The sequence below is a fragment of the Arthrobacter sp. TJ-265 genome, from assembly GCF_058269135.1.
Window position 1 is genome coordinate 745,329 of sequence record NZ_JBZCND010000001.1, and the last position, 16,922, is coordinate 762,250.

At 70.4% G+C, this 16,922-nt stretch carries 17 protein-coding genes and 1 other RNA gene; 8 read left to right on the top strand and 10 right to left on the bottom strand.

Annotation, left to right across the window (positions count from 1 at the left end):
• The first annotated feature begins 1 nt into the window (after position 1).
• The 8 genes from AC4D2E_RS03520 to AC4D2E_RS03555 all read left to right on the top strand — a co-directional run bounded on the left by AC4D2E_RS03520 (position 2) and on the right by AC4D2E_RS03555 (position 7,758).
• Positions 2 to 1,603 (top strand): peptidoglycan DD-metalloendopeptidase family protein, encoded by a 1,602-nt coding sequence (locus tag AC4D2E_RS03520; protein WP_490951675.1) that lies wholly within the window; start codon positions 2 to 4, stop codon positions 1,601 to 1,603.
• A gap of 64 nt (positions 1,604 to 1,667) precedes the next feature.
• A complete protein-coding gene (gene smpB / locus AC4D2E_RS03525; protein ID WP_043446231.1) occupies positions 1,668 to 2,141 on the top strand; it encodes an SsrA-binding protein SmpB in 474 nt (157 codons plus the stop codon).
• Positions 2,138 to 2,512 carry a hypothetical protein gene (locus tag AC4D2E_RS03530; protein ID WP_490951676.1) on the top strand — a complete coding sequence of 125 codons (375 nt, stop codon included), beginning with the start codon at positions 2,138 to 2,140 and terminating at the stop codon, positions 2,510 to 2,512. The genes smpB and AC4D2E_RS03530 overlap by 4 nt, the downstream gene beginning before the upstream one ends.
• Before the next feature lie 146 nt (positions 2,513 to 2,658).
• Positions 2,659 to 3,026, top strand: a transfer-messenger RNA (tmRNA) gene (ssrA, locus tag AC4D2E_RS03535).
• 132 nt (positions 3,027 to 3,158) lie between these two features.
• Positions 3,159 to 4,292, top strand: coding sequence for a D-alanyl-D-alanine carboxypeptidase family protein (locus AC4D2E_RS03540; RefSeq protein ID WP_490951677.1), 1,134 nt, complete (start codon positions 3,159 to 3,161; stop codon positions 4,290 to 4,292).
• Between the two features lie 45 nt (positions 4,293 to 4,337).
• Complete coding sequence (locus AC4D2E_RS03545) at positions 4,338 to 4,565, top strand: hypothetical protein (RefSeq protein ID WP_490909699.1); 228 nt, start codon at positions 4,338 to 4,340, stop codon at positions 4,563 to 4,565.
• Positions 4,566 to 4,606: 41 nt separating this feature from the next.
• Positions 4,607 to 6,751, top strand: coding sequence for an alpha-galactosidase (locus tag AC4D2E_RS03550; RefSeq protein ID WP_490951678.1), 2,145 nt, complete (start codon positions 4,607 to 4,609; stop codon positions 6,749 to 6,751).
• Between the two features lie 122 nt (positions 6,752 to 6,873).
• On the top strand, positions 6,874 to 7,758 hold the full coding sequence (locus AC4D2E_RS03555) for an SDR family NAD(P)-dependent oxidoreductase (protein ID WP_490909697.1): 885 nt from the start codon (positions 6,874 to 6,876) through the stop codon (positions 7,756 to 7,758).
• Between the two features lie 5 nt (positions 7,759 to 7,763).
• Here AC4D2E_RS03555 and AC4D2E_RS03560 read toward each other — a convergent pair whose 3' ends face one another.
• The 10 genes from AC4D2E_RS03560 to aroA form a co-directional block, all read right to left on the bottom strand.
• Positions 7,764 to 8,864 carry a carboxylate-amine ligase gene (locus AC4D2E_RS03560; RefSeq protein ID WP_490909696.1) on the bottom strand — a complete coding sequence of 367 codons (1,101 nt, stop codon included), beginning with the start codon at positions 8,862 to 8,864 and terminating at the stop codon, positions 7,764 to 7,766.
• A gap of 53 nt (positions 8,865 to 8,917) precedes the next feature.
• Entirely contained in the window at positions 8,918 to 9,670 is a 753-nt protein-coding gene (locus tag AC4D2E_RS03565; RefSeq protein WP_490951679.1) for a metal-dependent transcriptional regulator, read from the bottom strand.
• The gene (locus tag AC4D2E_RS03570; protein ID WP_490909694.1) at positions 9,670 to 10,566 is read right to left on the bottom strand and encodes a metal ABC transporter permease; all 897 of its coding nucleotides are present in this window, start codon (positions 10,564 to 10,566) and stop codon (positions 9,670 to 9,672) included. The genes AC4D2E_RS03565 and AC4D2E_RS03570 overlap by 1 nt, the downstream gene beginning before the upstream one ends.
• A 1-nt stretch (position 10,567) precedes the next feature.
• The gene (locus AC4D2E_RS03575) at positions 10,568 to 11,368 is read right to left on the bottom strand and encodes a metal ABC transporter ATP-binding protein (protein ID WP_490951680.1); all 801 of its coding nucleotides are present in this window, start codon (positions 11,366 to 11,368) and stop codon (positions 10,568 to 10,570) included.
• Positions 11,365 to 12,288: a metal ABC transporter substrate-binding protein gene (locus AC4D2E_RS03580; protein WP_490951681.1), complete on the bottom strand. Its 924-nt coding sequence runs from the start codon at positions 12,286 to 12,288 to the stop codon at positions 11,365 to 11,367. Before AC4D2E_RS03580 ends, AC4D2E_RS03575 begins: the two co-directional genes overlap by 4 nt.
• A 31-nt stretch (positions 12,289 to 12,319) precedes the next feature.
• Positions 12,320 to 13,081 carry a class I SAM-dependent methyltransferase gene (locus AC4D2E_RS03585; RefSeq protein WP_490951682.1) on the bottom strand — a complete coding sequence of 254 codons (762 nt, stop codon included), beginning with the start codon at positions 13,079 to 13,081 and terminating at the stop codon, positions 12,320 to 12,322.
• Between the two features lie 30 nt (positions 13,082 to 13,111).
• Complete coding sequence (hisN, locus tag AC4D2E_RS03590; RefSeq protein WP_104165812.1) at positions 13,112 to 13,921, bottom strand: histidinol-phosphatase; 810 nt, start codon at positions 13,919 to 13,921, stop codon at positions 13,112 to 13,114.
• Between the two features lie 134 nt (positions 13,922 to 14,055).
• On the bottom strand, positions 14,056 to 14,259 hold the full coding sequence (locus tag AC4D2E_RS03595; RefSeq protein ID WP_043446208.1) for a cold-shock protein: 204 nt from the start codon (positions 14,257 to 14,259) through the stop codon (positions 14,056 to 14,058).
• 162 nt (positions 14,260 to 14,421) lie between these two features.
• Positions 14,422 to 15,552 carry a ribosome small subunit-dependent GTPase A gene (rsgA, locus tag AC4D2E_RS03600; protein ID WP_490909690.1) on the bottom strand — a complete coding sequence of 377 codons (1,131 nt, stop codon included), beginning with the start codon at positions 15,550 to 15,552 and terminating at the stop codon, positions 14,422 to 14,424.
• Complete coding sequence (gene aroA, locus AC4D2E_RS03605) at positions 15,549 to 16,919, bottom strand: 3-phosphoshikimate 1-carboxyvinyltransferase (protein WP_490951683.1); 1,371 nt, start codon at positions 16,917 to 16,919, stop codon at positions 15,549 to 15,551. Before aroA ends, rsgA begins: the two co-directional genes overlap by 4 nt.
• Positions 16,920 to 16,922 lie beyond the last annotated feature (3 nt).

Genomic DNA, 16,922 nt, shown 5'->3' on the forward strand with positions numbered 1-16,922 from the left:
GATGACGCCCAGCGCCAGGGGACCCGTGCGCCCGCCAGGATCATCGTGGCGACCACGGCAGGACAGGCGGACCTATCTTGTCCGCGCCACCGCAGGGACATCGATCGCACTCGTCGCGGCCCTCGCCCTCGGCTTCGGTACCCCGGTGGTCGCGGATGAGCTCGAGGACCGCAAGAGTGCCCTCGAGAACGAGGTGGCAGAGGTGCAGCGGTCCATGGAGTACCTCGACGCGGACATCGCCGAGACCATCGGTGCGCTGAGGACCTACCAGGGCCAGCTCCCCGCAGCGCAGCAGTCCCTGGCTGAGGCCCAGGGCCGGGTCGAGACGGCGGCGGACGACGTCGGAGCCCTCGCGGTGCGCGTCGACCTGGCGCAGGAGACGAAGACGAAGATCACCGAGGAGCTCCGCGCCGACCGGCAGGAGATGGACGAGACTCGCGAGGTGATCGGCCAGATCGCCACGGAGGCCTACAAGAACGGCGGCGTCCCCACCAACGTGTCGCTGCTCCTGGGTGCCGACGGCGTCGAGGACTTCACCCGGTCGATGGACATGGTGGACCAGGCCCTGCGCAGCCAGAACGCCGCAATGGCCCGGCTGTCCGAGCAGAACGCGACGAACGCGAACAGCCAGGCACGCCTGATCGCCGTCGAGGCCGAGATCGCGAGACTCAAGGAGAAGGCGGACGACGCACTCGCCGCAGAACAGTCGGCACGGGACGCCGCGGCGGGGGAGAAGGCCAAGGTGGACCGGCTCGTGGCGGACACCTCCGCCCTGTCCGCGAAACTCCAGGAACAGAAGCCCGTCATCGAGGCGAAGCTCGCAAGCGTCGAGAAGGCCCAGCAGCAGGTCAACGCGGACATCGCCGAGCGCCAGCGCCGTCAGCTCGAGGAGGCGCGCAAGGCCGAGGAGGCCCGCCAGAAGGCCGAGCAGGCCCGCCAGAAGGCGGAGCAGGATCGCCTCCGCGCCGAGGCGGAGGCGGCGGCCGCCGCCGAGGAGGCCCGCCGGAAAGCCGAGGCCGAAGCTCTCGCAGCTGCCGAGACGGCTCGCCGTGCAGCCGAGGCGGCCGCCGCGAACAGGCCCGCGCCCGCTCCCGTACAGCCCAAGGCGGTCGCTCCTGTCGCGCCCGTCGTCCCCGTCATCCCGGACCCGCCCGCTCCCGCGCCGTCGAACCCCACCGCGTTCGGCCTGAGGTCGCCGGTCGGCGCCCCGATCTCGTCCGGCTTCGGGTGGCGCCCGACGCCGGTGGGAACCATCGACTTCAATGGCACGGGCGGCTACGTGCACACGGGCATCGACTACGGGGTGGGCTGCGGCACGCCCCTGTACGCGCCCGCCGCCGGCGAGGTCTGGTACGCGGACTCGAACGTCCTGCCCGGTGCGGGCAACCGGATCGTCCTCAACCACGGCGTGATCGGCGGGAACGCGCTCGCGACGAACTACTACCACCTCACGAGCTACGTGGTCTCGGTCGGGCAGCGCGTCAGCGCAGGCCAGCTGATCGGCCACACCGGCACCACGGGGAACTCCCAGGGCTGCCACCTCCACTTCGAGACGATGCTGAACGGTACGCTCGTGGACCCGCTGGGCCTGCTCGGGTCGTAGGATGGAAGGCACTGCCCACCCGCGGGCCGCCGTCCGCAGCAGTGTCGCGAGAAGGAGTATCGCCGTGCCGAAGGAAAGTGGCCGGAAAGTGGTGGCCACCAATCGGAAGGCCTTCCACGACTATGCCGTGCTCGACACCTACGAGGCCGGGCTCGCCCTGATGGGCACCGAGGTGAAGTCCCTGCGTGCCGGACGCGCCTCCCTCGTCGACGGCTATGCGGTCTTCTACAACGACGAGCTCTGGCTCGAGGGCATCCACATCTCCGAGTACTCGCAGGGCAGCTGGACCAACCACGCCGCGCGTCGCCGCAGGAAGCTGCTGCTGCACCGCGAGGAACTCACCAAGATCTCCCAGAAGATCCGCGAGTCCGGCTTCACCCTCGTCCCGCTGCAGCTCTACTTCCTCAACGGCAGGGCCAAGGTGGAGATCGCCGTCGCCCGGGGCAAGCGCGACTACGACAAGCGGCAGACCCTGCGCGAGAAGCAGGACAACCGGGAAGCGCTGCGCGCCATGCGCGAGAAGAACCTCGGCGCATGAGCGATGTCTTCTGGGAGACCCAGGAGGACGACGGACCCGAGCCGTCGGAGCTGCGGTACAGGCGGCCCTGGTGGGTGACGCTCGGCGCCCTGGTGGACCTGGTCCTGCTGCTGATCGTGGTGCCGGTCGGCATCCTCTCCCTGATCCCGTTCGTCTTCCTCGTCTACGTCTACTTCGCGCAGGTCCTCGTCTGGGTCTCGCCCGTCCTGGTGGTGATGAACGCAGCCATCTTCTGGTGGGGTTTCCGGCGCAAGCAGGCGGCAACCACCGCGCTGGCCGCCCTCGGCATCGCCTTCGTCACCCTCGCCTTCGTGATCGTGCGCCTCTGGCAGTCGCCCGTCGTCATCCTGGGGGTCACCCTGGGGCAATGACCCGGCCTCGTTCACCTGCGGCGAAGCCCTGCCGGCAGACCATGCGGGTGCGGTAGAGTGGAGGAACTGGACGGCCGGTGGGCCGGGCAGCGCAGGAATCACGCTCAGGAATCATCTGACGCCTGAGCACCTTGATAACTGAACATGGGGATGACAGGTTTCGACGATGTTAGTCGCGACAGGGGAAGCGGGCCGAGGACACAGGGTCATCTCGTAAACGCTCCTTGTAAAACAATAAGTGCCGAACAAAAGCGCACTGACTTCGCTCTCGCTGCCTAAGCAGCCTAGCTAGTCCGTCAGCCCGGGTTTGCTCTCGCCCCGGATACTGGCGTCATTTAGAGGGCCACTGCTCCCGGTCCTCGTTGTAGGGACCGGGGGGACTCTTATACAACTGGGCTCGGCAGTCACTCGTTCGCACGATGACTGGAGCCGAGAAAAACCGACGCGAACTGCGCCCGGAGAAGCCCTGACTACACTGCATCGGACGCGGGTTCAATTCCCGCCATCTCCACAGCTCCACGACGAAGCGCCCTGCCGGTCTCCGGCAGGGCGCTTCGTCGTTCCTCCGGCCGGCCGACTCTTGTCCGGCGCTATCGGCGCGTCTACCGTTGAGCCACGCCGACGTCCGGGGGACAGAGTGAACCGCATGCTCGTGCATCTGCTGATCGCCCTGTGCTGCGCCCTGATGACCGCTGGAAGCCTCGCCACAGCGCCGTCGAGCCACGCCGGGACGGCGATCGACGCGCGGCACGCGCAACTCGGCGGCGCCGGCGGGCGCCTCGGCCCCCCTACGGGTGCCGAGTTCTGTGGACTCCGCAACGGAGGGTGCCAGCGGAATTATCAGCGCGGCGTCATCGTCTGGTCGCCGGCCACCGGGGCACAGCCTTCGTACGGCGCCATCGGTCAGACCTGGCGGGCCTATGGCTCCCAGAACGGCCGCTTCGGGTACCCCACCGGGCCCGAGGTGTGCGGCCTGCGCGGCGGCGGCTGCTACCAGAACTACCAGGGCGGTTCGATCATCTGGTCCCCGACCACGGGAGCAAGGATCTCGGTCGGGGCCATCAGGGCCCGGTGGGCCTCCACCAACTTCGAGAACGGCGCCCTGGGCTATCCGATCTCCGACGAATCCTGCAGCGCGGGAGCCTGCAAGCAGCGATACCAGCGTGGCGTCATCACCTGGACCGCCAGGGGTGGAACCGTGCTGAGCCGTGACATCGACGTCGCCGCATCGTCGGTGGTCGTCGTCAACAAGCGACGCATGCTGAATCCCGCCGGCTATACCCCGGGCCCGCTGGTGAACGTGGGGGGCCCATTGCTGCGCAGCGACGCGGCGCAGCAATTCACCCGGCTGCTCGCCGATGCGAGGGCCGCGGGTGTCGCCATGGTGCCGGTCAGCGGATACCGGTCGTTCGCTACGCAGGCCTCCCTCTACGCCTCCTACGTCAACCGGTACGGGCAGGCGAGGGCAGACCTCATCTCGGCGCGTCCTGGCTACAGCGAACACCAGACAGGCCTCGCCATCGACATCGGGAACCGCAATGGATCGTGCGGTCTGCAGGAATGCTTCGCGGGCACGCCGGCGGGGGCCTGGGCCGCGCAGAACGCGTGGCGGTACGGATTCATCATCCGCTACCCCCAGGGCCGGACCTCGACCACCGGGTACGCGTACGAGCCCTGGCACCTGCGTTACGTCGGCACCACGATCTCCTCGGAGATGCGTGCCCACAGGCTGCCGACACTCGAGCACTACCTGTCGATCCCGGCGGCGCCGTCCTACTGATCGATCGCCCATGGGGAGGGCCGTTCCGGGAACTACACTGGGGCCATGAGCTGGACCGACAGGACGCCGTCGTGGCTCCCTCCACTACCGCCGCCCCGCCGGGGACGTGCCTTGATCGTGCTCGGCTGGATCCTCGTGGGGAGCACCTTCGTGTACATCTTCGCCATGAGCTACTTCGGCGGGACGCACACGCTGTACACCCTCGTCCCCCTCCTGCTCGGTCTCCTCTGCCTGATCGTCGGCCTGCTCCGGCGGGACACGCGCGCACGGTAGGTATTTTGTCCGGGGGGTTATTTACACGGTAAAAATAACCAATGACCTCCGAACCCCTCCATCTCTCGCGCGGCGGCACCAGCGTGGTGCTCGATCCGCATCCGCACGGCATGCCGACGATCGCCTACTGGGGTCCGGCCCTCGGCGACGTCGGCCTCGACGAACTGCGGGGGATCACCGCAGCGCACCAGCCGCAGCGTGTGTCCGGCGGCATCGACGTCCCGGCCCTCCTGACGCTCCTGCCCCTCGAGTCCGCCGGCTGGCAGGGGACCCCCGGACTGGTGGGCGACCGCGCGGGCGCCCAGCTCTACCCGCGGTTCACCGTGACCTCGATGGAGCGGGAAGCCGGCGGCGCACTCGTCGAGGCATGCGACGACGACGCGGGACTCGCCGTGCGCGCCCGCCTCGGCCTCACGGCGTCGGGCCTGTTCACGCAGGCTCTGGAGCTCACCAACACGGGCGACGACGACTACGAGGTGCGCGCGCTCAATCTGTTCTTCCCGCTGCACCACACGGCGGCGGAGATCCTGGACACGACCGGGCGGCACCTGCGCGAACGGTCGCCGCAGCGCCACGACCTGACCACCGGCACCTACTCGCGGACGAGCAGGCGCGGCAGGCCGGGAGCGGACGCCACGGTCCTCCTCGCCGCGGGTACCCGCGGCTTCGGGTTCGAGCACGGCCTCGTCCAGGGCATCCACCTGGCATGGAGCGGCAACCAGCAGGTGCTCGCGGAGAGGACCCCCGCAGGCTCGGTGTTCCTCTCGGCAGGCGAGGTGCTGTCCCCCCGCGAGGTCGTCCTGGCGCCGGGGGAGAGCTACTCCACCCCGCCCGCCGTCGGCTCCTGGGGGCACGGCCTGAACGAGCTGTCCGGCCGGTTCCACCGACACCTCCGGGCCCGTGACTCCCACCCGCAGCGCCCCCGCCCGGTCACACTGAACACGTGGGAGGCGGTCTACTTCGCGCTGGACCTCCCGCGCCTGCTGGCCCTCGCGGACCGCGCGGCGTCCCTCGGCGTCGAACGGTTCGTGCTCGACGACGGCTGGTTCCGTGGGCGGCGCGACGACACCTCCAGCCTCGGCGACTGGTATGTGGACGAGACCGTCTGGCCCGACGGACTCGCTCCGATCATCGATCACGTGCGGAACCTCGGGATGGAGTTCGGCCTGTGGTTCGAACCCGAGATGGTCAACGCCGACTCGGACCTCGCGCGCGCCCACCCGGACTGGATCCTGCAGGCGGAAGGCCGCCTGCCACTTCCGGGCCGCCAGCAGCAGGTACTGAACCTGGGCAATCCGGACGCCTACGCCTACATCCTCGAACGCCTCGACGACATCCTGACGACCAACGACATCGCCTACGTCAAGTGGGACCACAACAGGGACCTGCTCGAGGCCGCGGATGCGAGGACGGGCCGGGCCGCCGTCCACCGGCACGTCGAGGCGCTCTACCGGCTGCTCGACGAACTGCGGCGCCGGCATCCGGGGCTCGAGATCGAGAGCTGCGCCTCGGGCGGTGCACGCGTGGACCTCGGGATCCTCGCACGGACGGACCGCATCTGGACGAGCGACTGCATCGACCCGATCGAACGGCTCGTGAACCAGAAGTACACGGGTCTCGTCGTGCCGCCCGAACTGCTGGGCATGCACATCGGCGGCCCCGTCTCGCATTCGACGGGCCGCGCCCACACCCTGCCGTTCCGGGCCGCCACCGCGATCTTCGGCCACTTCGGCATCGAGTGGGACATCTCGGACCTGACGGAGGCGGAGTACGGGGTCCTCGGCCGCTATGTGGCCCTCCACCGGTCCTGGCGCGACGACCTGCACCGGGGGAGGGTGGTGCACGCCGAGTGTCCGGACCCCGCGATGGACCTGCGGGGCATCGTGTCCGAGGACCGGCGCCGCGCCCTGTTCGGTTACTCGCTCACGGCGTCGAGCGCGAGCTACCCGCCCGGTCCCGTGACCTTCCCGGGCCTCGACCCCGACGCGCTGTACGAGGTGCGTCCCGCGGTACCGGAGGAGGGGCATCCGGGCAACGGACAGTCGCCGCTGGCCTGGCTGCAGCGGGCACTCGACGGGGACCCGGTGCGCCTGTCCGGCCGCGCCCTGGCGCAGGCCGGTCTGCAGGCGCCCGTCCTGCTCCCCGAACAGAGCATGCTGATCGAGTTCCGCGCGGTCGGCGCCTAGCGGGTCCCGGGCGGCCCCGACCCGTGACGGACACTGACTGCCGGAGCGGTCGGGGTCTTGGTGACGGCCCGGACCGTGGGGCATACTGGCGCGATGCATCGGCGCTCCAGGCCCTCGGCCCCATGACCATCCCCAGACCGCAGGTCGTCTTCGTCACCGGGGGCAGCCGTGGCGTGGGCCGGGGTATCGCACGGGCGTTCGGCGAGGCAGGAGCCACCGTCTACGTCGGCGGCCGGACGACCACCGAAGGAACAGCGCCCTCGCGGATGCCGGGAACCATCCACGACACCGCGAGGCTGGTCACGGAGTCGGGCGGCACGGGGATCCCGCTGAGACTCGACGTGAGTGACGACAGTCAGGTGGAGGCCGCGCTCGCCCGCATCGACGCCGAGCAGGGACGCCTCGATGTGCTGGTCAACAGCGCCTGGGGTGGCTATGAGCGGTTCACCGACGGCAGCGAGTTCAATCCCGGTCCGTTCTGGCAGCAGCCCCTGTCCTTGTGGGATTCGATGCACCGCACAGGGCTGCGGGCGCACTACGTGGCGTCGTCGTTCGCCGCACCACTCCTGATCGAAGCCGGTACGGGGCTGATCGTCACCCTCTCCTCCTTCGCCGGCCAGGTCTTCGTGCCGCCCGTGCCCTACGGGGTTGCGCACGCGGCCATCGACCGCCTCGCGGCGGATATGGCCGTGGACCTCGAACAGCACGGGATCACGTCGGTGTCCCTCTATCCGGGGCTCGTCCTCACGGAAGGCGTACTTGCGAACATCGAGCATTTCGAGCACGAGACGAACCGCGAGACGCCCCTCTTCGTCGGTCGGGCCGTCGTGGCACTGGCCGCCGACCCGCACGTTCTCCGTCTCACGGGCCTGCCGCTGGTCGCCGCGGAAGTGGCCCGCGCCTACGGGGTGAAGGACGAGCACGGACATCAGCCGTACTCGAACCGGCCGGCGATCAGCGGTGAGCCGACCCCGGCCTTCCCTGATCCCTTCGCACCGCCCGCCTGACGCCCCTACGCGCCCTCGGTGAGAGTCCGTCCGAGGAGAGACAGCAGCGAGTCGATGCCGCCGTCGTGCATGGCGCGGCGCTGGCGCTGCGCGCCGGTGCCTCGTTCGGCGATGGTCTCGATGCTTGCCTTGACCCAGTCCGTGTCGCCCTCGTCCTCGAGGGCGGGGCCGATGTGTTCGAGGAAGGCCGCGAGGTGCCGCTCCGCGGGCACGGGCTCGGCCGTGGCGAGGTCCACGAGGTGGCGCCCCATGCCGTCGCGTGCGGCCTGCCAGAGGGCTGCGTCCAGCAGCTCCGGATCCGGGACGAGGGGAGCGGTATCGGCCTCGGCCGCCCGGAGTTCCGTGACGACGAGCGCGCGCGTCAGGGCGCCGAGCAGCACCGAGTCCCGGGCCTCGAGCTGGACGTCGCACGCCCTGAGTTCCAGCGTGGGGTAGTGGTCGGAGAGCCGTGCGACCCAGGTGAGGACACCGCGGTCGAGGATCGCACCCGTGGCGGCCAGGCGGGTGATCCGGCGTTCGTAGTCGGCGGCGTCGGCGAAGTACGGGGCGATTCCCTGGACGGCCCAGCGGCGATAGTGGATGACCCGCCAGCTGGCGAACCCGCTGTCGCGGCCCAGCCAGTACGGCGAATTCACGCTCAGGGCGGCCAGCAGGGGGATCCAGGGCCGGATCCGGTTGAGCGCCTGCACGCCCTGCTCGGGATCCGGTACGCCCACGTGCACGTGCAGGCCGTTGACGAACTGGTCGCCCACGATGCCGGGCGCGCTGGCCCGGAGGTCCTCGTAGCGCTGCTTGTCGGTGAGCTCCGGATACGCCTGGGGGATCCGTGGTGCCGTGCCGGTGGCCGCGCCGATACTCCCCGTCCGGGCGGCAGCGTCCGCGAACTTCCTCCTGAAGTTCAGCAGCGACTCCTCGGCCTCGGTCAGGGTCGAGCAGACCGGGGTGGCCGTCTCGATCTGGCACGAGAGCAACTCCCGCTGGATCTCGTCCGAGTCGACCTCCGGATGGGATTCGAGCATGCCCTCCACCTCGGCGGCGTGATGGGCGGGCAGCCCCGACCGCGGGTCGAGGAGCAGGTACTCCTCTTCGAGTCCGAGTGTGGTCATCGGGGCACTCCGTTCAGCTGGCAGGGCGCGGGGCAAGGCGGGTCCCGACCAGTCTAGGAGGAGACGCCACGCCGTCGTGACGCGGCGTCGATCGTGCAGTCCTCGTGCGGGACGGTGCTCTCGATCCACAGCGACCGCGCGAGGGCGCCGTCCGCGGAGAGGCTGGGCGCCGAGGGGTCTGCACCGAGGCGCAGCTCGATCGACGGCCCGGGGCCGCGGCGGGCCACGAGGAGGACGGCGTCGAGGGCGACGCCGTGCCGGTCGAGGAGGCGTAGCACCTCGGGGTCGTCGTCGCTGACCCGTGCGAGCCTGCCGAGGTGGCCTTCGTCCAGGTTGTCGAGCCGGTGCGCCGGAGGGTAGTGGACGCGGCCGTCCGCCCCCGGGATCGGATCACCGTGCGGGTCGCGCGTGGGCCGGCCCAGTTTGTGGTCGAGGCGCTCCACGAAGGCATCCGAGACCGTGTGCTCGAGCAACTCCGCCTCGTCGTGCACCTCGTCCCAGCCGTAGCCGAGCTCCGTGACGAGGAAGGCCTCGATGAGCCGGTGGCGGCGGACCATCGCGAGGGCGAGTGCCCGGCCCGACGGCGTGAGGCCGATGGGCCCGTACTTGCGGTGCTCGGCCAGGCCCAGGCCCACCAGCTTGCCCACCATCCCGGTGACGGACGAGTTCGCGACGGTGAGGCGGACGGCCAGGTGCGTGGCGGTGATCGGCTCCGCCTGCCATTCCGTGAAGGCGTAGATGGCCTTCACGTAGTCCTGCACGCTCGTCGATTCGATGCTGAGCACGGCTCCCCTGCGGCCCGTCATCAGGCGTCCCGCAGCGACGTCGCGGCGGGCGTGCTGGACGGGGCGACCGTCCTGCGTCGTCGTCGTGCCCGCCAGAGCATGCCGTCCGGCCGGCCCACGAGGTAGACGACGGCGAACACGAGGGCCTGGCACAGCACGACCGCGGCACCGGTGGAGATGTCGAGGTAGTAGCTGGCGTAGATGCCGGCCACGGACGCGGCCACGGTCAGCACGACGGCGATCACCAGCATGCGGTCGAAACTGCGGGAGAGGAGGAACGCCGTGGCGCCGGGCGTGATCAGCATGGCCACGACGAGGATGATGCCCACGGCCTGGAGGCCGACGACGACGGTCAGCGCGAGCAGGCCGAGGAGGAGCGCGGACAGGAACCGGGTGTTCAGGCCGATCACGTGGGCGTGCGTGCGGTCGAAGGCCAGCAGGGTGAGGTCGCGCCGCTTCACGAGGAGGACGGTGAGGGTCACCGCGCCGAGGATCAGCACCTGCCGGACATCGCCCGCGGACACCCCGAGGACGTTGCCGAACAGGATGTGCATGAGGTCGATCTGCGACGGCGTGGCCGAGACGATGGCCAGACCGGCGGCGAAGAGGCCGGTGAAGACCACACCGATCACGGTGTCGGCCTTCAGCTTGGTGGTGGACCGGACGAGCCCGATCAGAGCCACGGCCCCGACGCCGAACACGAACGCTCCGATGGAGAAGGGGATGCCGAGGATGTAGGCGAGGGCGACGCCGGGCAGGACGGCGTGCGACACGGCGTCCCCCATCAGGGACCACCCCATGAGGATGAGCCAGCAGGAGAGCACCGCGGCGACGACGGCCGCTGCGACGGTGACGGCGAGGGCCCTCGTGAGGAAGCCGTACTGGAGCGGTTCGAGGAGGAACGCGAGGACGTCCATGTCAGGACGCTCCCTTCGGTGAGGAGGGAGCCGCACCGGGGGAGGCGGAGGGGATACCGGCGGGCAGGGGGCCGAAGGCGAGGGCGAGGTTTCCGTGGGTCAGGACCCGCGACGGCTCGCCCTGCGCCAGGACCCGCTGGTGCAGGAGGACGGCTTCGTCGCAGAGGTCCGGCACCCCCGCGAGGTCGTGCGTGGACACGAGCACCGACCGCCCCTCGTCCCGCAACGCCTTCAGGAGTGCGGTCATGGTGTGCTCGCTCGACTGGTCGACCCCCGCGAACGGCTCGTCGAGGAGCAGGAGCCGGGCGTCCTGGGCGATGCTCCGCGCAATGAACACGCGTTTGCGCTGCCCGCCCGACAACTGCCCGATCTGGCGCTTCCTCAGTTCCGACAGCCCGACGCGCTCCAGTGCGTCGTCGACGGCCGCCCTGTCGGCCGCCCGCAGCCGGCGTGCCGTCCCGAGCCGCCCGTACAGGCCCATGCCCACGACATCCGACACCGACACCGGGAAGGTCCAGTCGACGCCCTCCGCCTGCGGCATGTAGGCGACGAGCCCGTTCTTCCTCGCCCGGGCGATGGAGCTCCCGAAGAGCTTCACGGACCCCGCCTGGGGCGTGAGGAGACCCATGAGGGAGGTGAAGAGCGTCGACTTCCCGGACCCGTTGACGCCGATGAGCCCGCAGATCCTCCCGGGCGCGAGGTGCACGCTGACATCGTCCAGGGCCAGCACGTCGTCGTAGCGGACGGTGAGGTGCCGTACGTCGATGACAGGCACGGGCTCTGCCTCCCGGGGGGTGGTCATCGTGTGAGTCCTTCCGCGATGGTGTCCAGGTCGTAGCGGATGAGGTCCAGGAACGTCGGCACCGGCCCCTCGGGTCCGGACAGCGAGTCGACGTACAGCGTTCCGCCCAGCCGGGCGCCGGTGGCGAGGGCCACCTGTTCCTGGGCGGAGGGGTTGACCGTGGATTCGCAGAAGAGCGTCGGCACGCGGTTCTCCTCGACGAACGTGATGACACCGCGGATCTGCCGTGGCGTCCCCTCGGAGTCGGCGTTGACCGGCCAGATGAACGCCTCCTGGATCCCGGCGTCGCGCGCGAGATAGGAGAAGGCCCCCTCGCAGGTCACGAGTGCCGCGGCGTCGACGTCCGCCAGGTCCTCGCGGAAGTCGGCCAGCAGGGCCGCGAGCTCGGCCTTGAGCTGCCGGCCGTTCGCCTCGAAGTCGGCGGCATGCTCCGGGGCGAGTTCGGAGAGGGCCGCGACGGTGTTGTCCACGTAGGTCTGTGCGGCGACGGGGGACATCCACGCGTGGGGGTTCGCCCGTCCGCGGTAGTCGCCGGTGCGGATGTCGACGGGTTCGACGCCGTCGGACAGGACCACATGGGGCGCGTCGACGGAGTTCAGGAACCGCTCGAACCAGCGCTCCAGCCCCAGCCCGTTGTCGACGACGAGGTCTGCGTCCTGGGCCCGCACGAGGTCGGACGGCGTGGGTTCGTACCCGTGGATCTCCGCTCCCACCTTGGTGATCGACTCGACGCGGACGTGCCCGCCGCCCACGGTGTCGACGAGGTCGGCGAGGACCGAGAAGGTCGTCAGGACGCGCGGGCGGTCGTCGGGGGCGGAGGACGGCGGGGCCTGACGGGCGCACCCGGTGACCAGGACGGCGAGGACCAGGCACTGGAGCACCGTGGCCCGGCAGGACGTCCACCACCGGTTTTGAGGCATGCCTAAACCTACCGTTTAGGCATGCCGAAATCTAGGCCGTTCGCAGGGAGGTACGCCAGGCGTGGGTGTAATAGGGCAGGCGGAGGGACGCCGTCCCGGCGAAGGCGAGGTAATCGGTGAGGTACCACCGGAGATTCGCTTCGACGCGGCCCTGCAGCGCAGGCGCCGCCCGCTGGTAGTAGCTGCGGGACCGCGCAAGGTCGAGGATGCCGGGGACGTCCAGTTCCTGGGTCCAGTGCACCACCAGGTCCTCCGGGGCGTCGAAGGCGGCCCCGAACACGGGGCGGTAGGAGGGCGAGAACACGTCACCGGCGTGCATGATGCGGGACAGCCGGTGCACCCACGGGACCGAGACGTCGAGCTGGTTCCAGAGGAGGGCGAGCCGGCCCGCCGGCTTCAGGATCCGTGCTGCCTCCCGGACCGTGGCGGTGTGGTCGCACCAGTGCCACGCCTGCGCCAGGGTGAGCAGATCCAGGGAGGCCTCCGGGAGGTGGGTCTCCTCCGCCGTGCCCCGGACGGCGGGGACCCCGGGCAGCCTGTCTCCGAGGACGGCCAGCATGTCCTCGGAGGGATCCACCGCCGTCACCGCGACTCCGCGCTCCACGAGCAGTTCCGTGAAGAGGCCGGTCCCGGCGCCGAGGTCGGCTGCGCGGCGAGCGCCTGCGGGGATGATCCAGTCGGCGGCGGCCTCGGGGTAGCCGGGGCGTACGCGATCGTAGCGACCGGCTCCGGACAGGTAGGCGGCGGCGAGATCCCTCCGGCGTTCCTCCCCGAGCCGCGGCCCGCCCTTCACCACGGCGCGCCCGCCGCGCTGCGCGTGCTGCTAGAGCAGGTCATCCACATCGGGGTTGAGGGTCCGCAGCACCTCGCTGTGCAGGGTGCCGTTGGTCGCGAGGGCGTTGCCGCCGTGAGGTCCGTCCTCGCCGTCGAGGGAGGTGAAGCGACCCCCGGCCTCGGTGACGATCGGCACGAGCGCCGCCATGTCGTACAGGTTCAGGTCGGGTTCGCAGGCGATGTCCACCGCTCCCTCCGCCACGAGGCAGTAGGACCAGAAGTCACCGTAGGCACGCGTGCGCCAGACCCGGTCGGTAAGGTTCACGAATTCGGCGAGCGTCCCGCGTTCGCGCCAGCCGGAGAGGCTGGAGTAGGACAGCGAGGCGTCCTCGAGGCGGGAGACGTTGGAGACCCGGAGGCGCTGTGCGGCGGCGAGGGACTTCCCGGTGTAGGCGCCGGTGCCCTGGGCCGCCCACCAGCGCTTGCCCAGTGCGGGAGCGCTGACGAGGCCGACGACGGGCTTGCCGTCGTCGATGAGCGAGATGAGCGTGGCCCAGACCGGGACGCCGCGTACGAAGTTCTTGGTGCCGTCGATCGGGTCGATGACCCAGCGGCGCGAACCGGACCCGGTGCTGCCGAACTCCTCGCCGAGGATCGCATCCCGGGGCCGTGCCCGGGAGAGCTGCCCGCGGATGGCCTCCTCCGCGCTCTTGTCGGCGTCCGTCACCGGCGTGAGGTCCGGCTTGGTCTCCACCCGCAGGTCGAGCGCCTTGAAGCGCGACATGGTCTGGTCGTCCACCGAATCGGCCATGATGTGGGCGAGGCGGAGGTCGTCGTTGTAGCCCTGCGTGAAACTCATACCGTTCAACCTATCGTCTCGGTGGGCGCATCCCGTGCGGGGCGCGAGGAGTGGCCCGGAACAGCAGAAAGCCACCGGGGGCTCGCGCCGCGCGGTGGCTTTCTGACCGTCACCGCCAGGCGGTGTCGGAGGAATCAGAGAACGGTGATGTTCTCGGCCTGGGGACCCTTGGGACCCTGGGTGGTCTCGAAGTTGACCTTCTGGTTCTCTTCGAGGGAACGGTAGCCGTTCGAGTTGATCGCGGAGAAGTGGGCGAACACGTCAGCGCCGCCGTCCTCGGGAGCGATGAAGCCGAAGCCCTTTTCGGCGTTAAACCATTTCACTGTGCCAGTAGCCATTGAGATTTCCTTACCATGTGAGAGCGTCCCGACGTTCGGGGCTCATCGTGCAGTTCGTTACCCGCTTATCAAAAAAGCTGTCGAACTCCAGGTGGAGGGTCAAGGCTTAGAGATGTAATGCGCAAACAACAACAGGATCGAGCCTACCAGTGATCGGGCCGATCACTGGTGTCCGAGTTCCTTGGCGTCGTGTGAGCTGCCTCGCGCCTCGGCCGTCCCGGCGCTGAGCAGGCGCCGCAGCGAGGCCAGGCGCACGGGCCCGGAGTCGCCGGCGAGGCCTTCAGCCACGTAGCTGTCCAGTCCGCATCCGACGGCGTGGTCGTCGTGCCGGCAGCCACGCTCGCAGCGCTCGGTCCCGGGGTCGAGGTCGGGGAACGCCTTGAGGATCCTGTCGGCCTCCACGTGCGCGAGCCCGAAGGACCGGATGCCGGGGGTGTCGATGATCCAGGTGCCGGGCGCGGCATCCGCGGCTTTCAGCGCGAGCGCGGAGGAGGACGTGTGCCGCCCCCTGCCGGTCACCGCGTTCACGCCGCCCGTCGCGCGTGTGGAACCCGTCAGGGCGTTGACCATGGTGGACTTGCCGACGCCGGAGTGGCCGAGCAGCACGCTCACCTGTCCGTCGAGCTCCTCCCTCAGGGCGTCGACGGCGGTGGAGGACAGGTGCGCGGACTCGCCGTCGTCGGAGGTGGCCTCGATGCCTGTGCTGTCGTCCGTCCGGCTGATGATCACGCGGAGGTCCAGGTGTTCGTAGTTGGCGAGCAGGGGCGCGGGGTCGCGGAGGTCGGCCTTGGTGATGCACAGCAGGGGTTCGATACCGGCGTCGTAGGCGGCGACGAGCGCCCGGTCGATGAAGCCCGTCCTCGGCTCGGGGTTGGCGGCCGCGACCACGATCACGAGTTGGTCCGCGTTGGCGACCACCACGCGCTCCACCGGGTCGGTGTCGTCCGCGCTCCTGCGCAGGACCGTCGTCCGTTCCTCGATGCGCACGAGCCGCGCGAGGGAGTCGGGGCCGCCCGACAGATCACCGACGAGGGCCACGAGGTCACCGGCGACGACGGCGTTGCGGCGTAGTTCGCGGGCCCGCGCGGCGATGACCGTCCGCTCGCCGGCCGTGCCCTCGTCGACCACGGTGGTGTAGCGTCCGCGGTCGACCGTCACGACGCGGCCCGTCTCGGCGTCCTCGTAGGCGGGGCGGTTCTTGGTCCGCGGACGGGTCCCCTTCTTGTTGGGGCGGATGCGGACGTCGGACTCGTCCCAGGCCCGCGATCCGCGGCGGTTGCCGGTCTCGCTCATGCCCTGGCCACGGGTGCGGTGGAGAGCGGCGCGCCGTCGGATCCCGGCTCGCCCGCCGTGCGCGCGAGGGCGGTCCAGAGATCGGGGAACTCCGGCATGGTCTTGGCCGTGGTGCCGATGTTCTCGACGTCCACGCCGTCCACGGCGAGTCCGATGATCGCGCCCGCGGTGGCCATCCGATGGTCGTCGTACGTGCTGAAGAGACCGCCGTGGAGCGGTGCCGGGCGGATGACGAGGCCGTCGGCCGTCTCCTCCGCGTCCCCGCCGAGCCCGTTGATCTCCGCGACGAGCGCAGCGAGCCGGTCGGTCTCGTGCCCGCGCAGGTGCGCGATGCCGGTGAGGGTCGACGGCGTCGTGGCCAGGGCGCAGAGCGCGGCGACGGTGGGGGCGAGCTCCGAGGTGTCGGCGAAGGTCCCGCCGTCGACCGACGCCCCGCCGGTGACGGTGAGGACCCCGCCGTCGAGGTCCGCCGTGGCGCCCATCAGCGGCAGGATGCGCCGCCAGGCGTCGCCGACCTGCGTGGTGCCCTCGGGCCAGTTCCGCACACGGACGGTGCCGCCCGTGACGACGGCGGCTGCGAGGAAGGGGCCGGCGTTGGAGAGGTCGGGTTCCACGGCGGCGTCGAACGCGGTGATCGGCCCGGGGGAGACGCGCCAGTGGTTCGGCACGGAGTCGTCGACGGCCACGCCGACCGCCCGCAGGGTCTCGACGGTCATGCGGACGTGGTCGAGGCTGGGCACGGGCTTGCCCACGTGCTCGAGGTGCAGCCCGTCCGTGAAACGCGCGCCGGCGAGCAGCAGCGCCGACACGAACTGCGAGGACGCGGAGGCGTCGATGACCAGGCGCCCGCCGCGCACCCGGCCCTCACCCTCCACCGAGAAAGGGAGGGATCCGGCCCCGCCGTCGTCGATCCTGAGGCCGAGGCCCCGGAGGGCGTCGATGATGCTGCCCATGGGGCGGCGGCGCGCGTGCGGATCGCCGTCGAACGTGGTGGTGCCGGACACCAGGCCGGCCAGCGGGGGCACGAAGCGCATGACGGTGCCCGCGAGGCCGCAGTCCACGGCGCGGGAGGCCGGCCCGCCGCTCCGCAGGGGGATCACCCGGAGGTCCGGGCCGAAGTCGCCGTCGCCGGGGACCTCCTCGATGACGGCGCCGAGCGCCCGCAGTGCGGCGATCATGAGGGCCGAGTCACGTGAGTGCAGGGGCCGGCGCAGGCGGCAGGGGCCGTCCGCCAGGGCGGCGAGGACGAGATAGCGGTTGGTGAGGGACTTGGAACCGGGAACCGAGATGTCGGCGTCGACCGGCCGGGTCAGGCGGGGCGCCCTCCATCCGGTCCGGTGGGGCACCCCGCCTGATGACGCTGCCATGGA

Coding starts and splice junctions, on each gene's coding strand:
- AC4D2E_RS03520 (WP_490951675.1), top strand. CDS start 2: ATGACGCCCAGCGCCAGGGGACCCGTGCGCCCGCCAGGATCATCGTGG.
- AC4D2E_RS03530 (WP_490951676.1), top strand. CDS start 2,138: ATGAGCGATGTCTTCTGGGAGACCCAGGAGGACGACGGACCCGAGCCG.
- AC4D2E_RS03540 (WP_490951677.1), top strand. CDS start 3,159: ATGCTCGTGCATCTGCTGATCGCCCTGTGCTGCGCCCTGATGACCGCT.
- AC4D2E_RS03545 (WP_490909699.1), top strand. CDS start 4,338: ATGAGCTGGACCGACAGGACGCCGTCGTGGCTCCCTCCACTACCGCCG.
- AC4D2E_RS03550 (WP_490951678.1), top strand. CDS start 4,607: ATGACCTCCGAACCCCTCCATCTCTCGCGCGGCGGCACCAGCGTGGTG.
- AC4D2E_RS03555 (WP_490909697.1), top strand. CDS start 6,874: ATGACCATCCCCAGACCGCAGGTCGTCTTCGTCACCGGGGGCAGCCGT.
- AC4D2E_RS03560 (WP_490909696.1), bottom strand. CDS start 8,864: ATGACCACACTCGGACTCGAAGAGGAGTACCTGCTCCTCGACCCGCGG.
- AC4D2E_RS03565 (WP_490951679.1), bottom strand. CDS start 9,670: ATGACGGGCCGCAGGGGAGCCGTGCTCAGCATCGAATCGACGAGCGTG.
- AC4D2E_RS03570 (WP_490909694.1), bottom strand. CDS start 10,566: ATGGACGTCCTCGCGTTCCTCCTCGAACCGCTCCAGTACGGCTTCCTC.
- AC4D2E_RS03575 (WP_490951680.1), bottom strand. CDS start 11,368: ATGACCACCCCCCGGGAGGCAGAGCCCGTGCCTGTCATCGACGTACGG.
- AC4D2E_RS03580 (WP_490951681.1), bottom strand. CDS start 12,288: ATGCCTCAAAACCGGTGGTGGACGTCCTGCCGGGCCACGGTGCTCCAG.
- hisN (WP_104165812.1), bottom strand. CDS start 13,921: ATGAGTTTCACGCAGGGCTACAACGACGACCTCCGCCTCGCCCACATC.
- AC4D2E_RS03595 (WP_043446208.1), bottom strand. CDS start 14,259: ATGGCTACTGGCACAGTGAAATGGTTTAACGCCGAAAAGGGCTTCGGC.
- rsgA (WP_490909690.1), bottom strand. CDS start 15,552: ATGAGCGAGACCGGCAACCGCCGCGGATCGCGGGCCTGGGACGAGTCC.
- aroA (WP_490951683.1), bottom strand. CDS start 16,919: ATGGCAGCGTCATCAGGCGGGGTGCCCCACCGGACCGGATGGAGGGCG.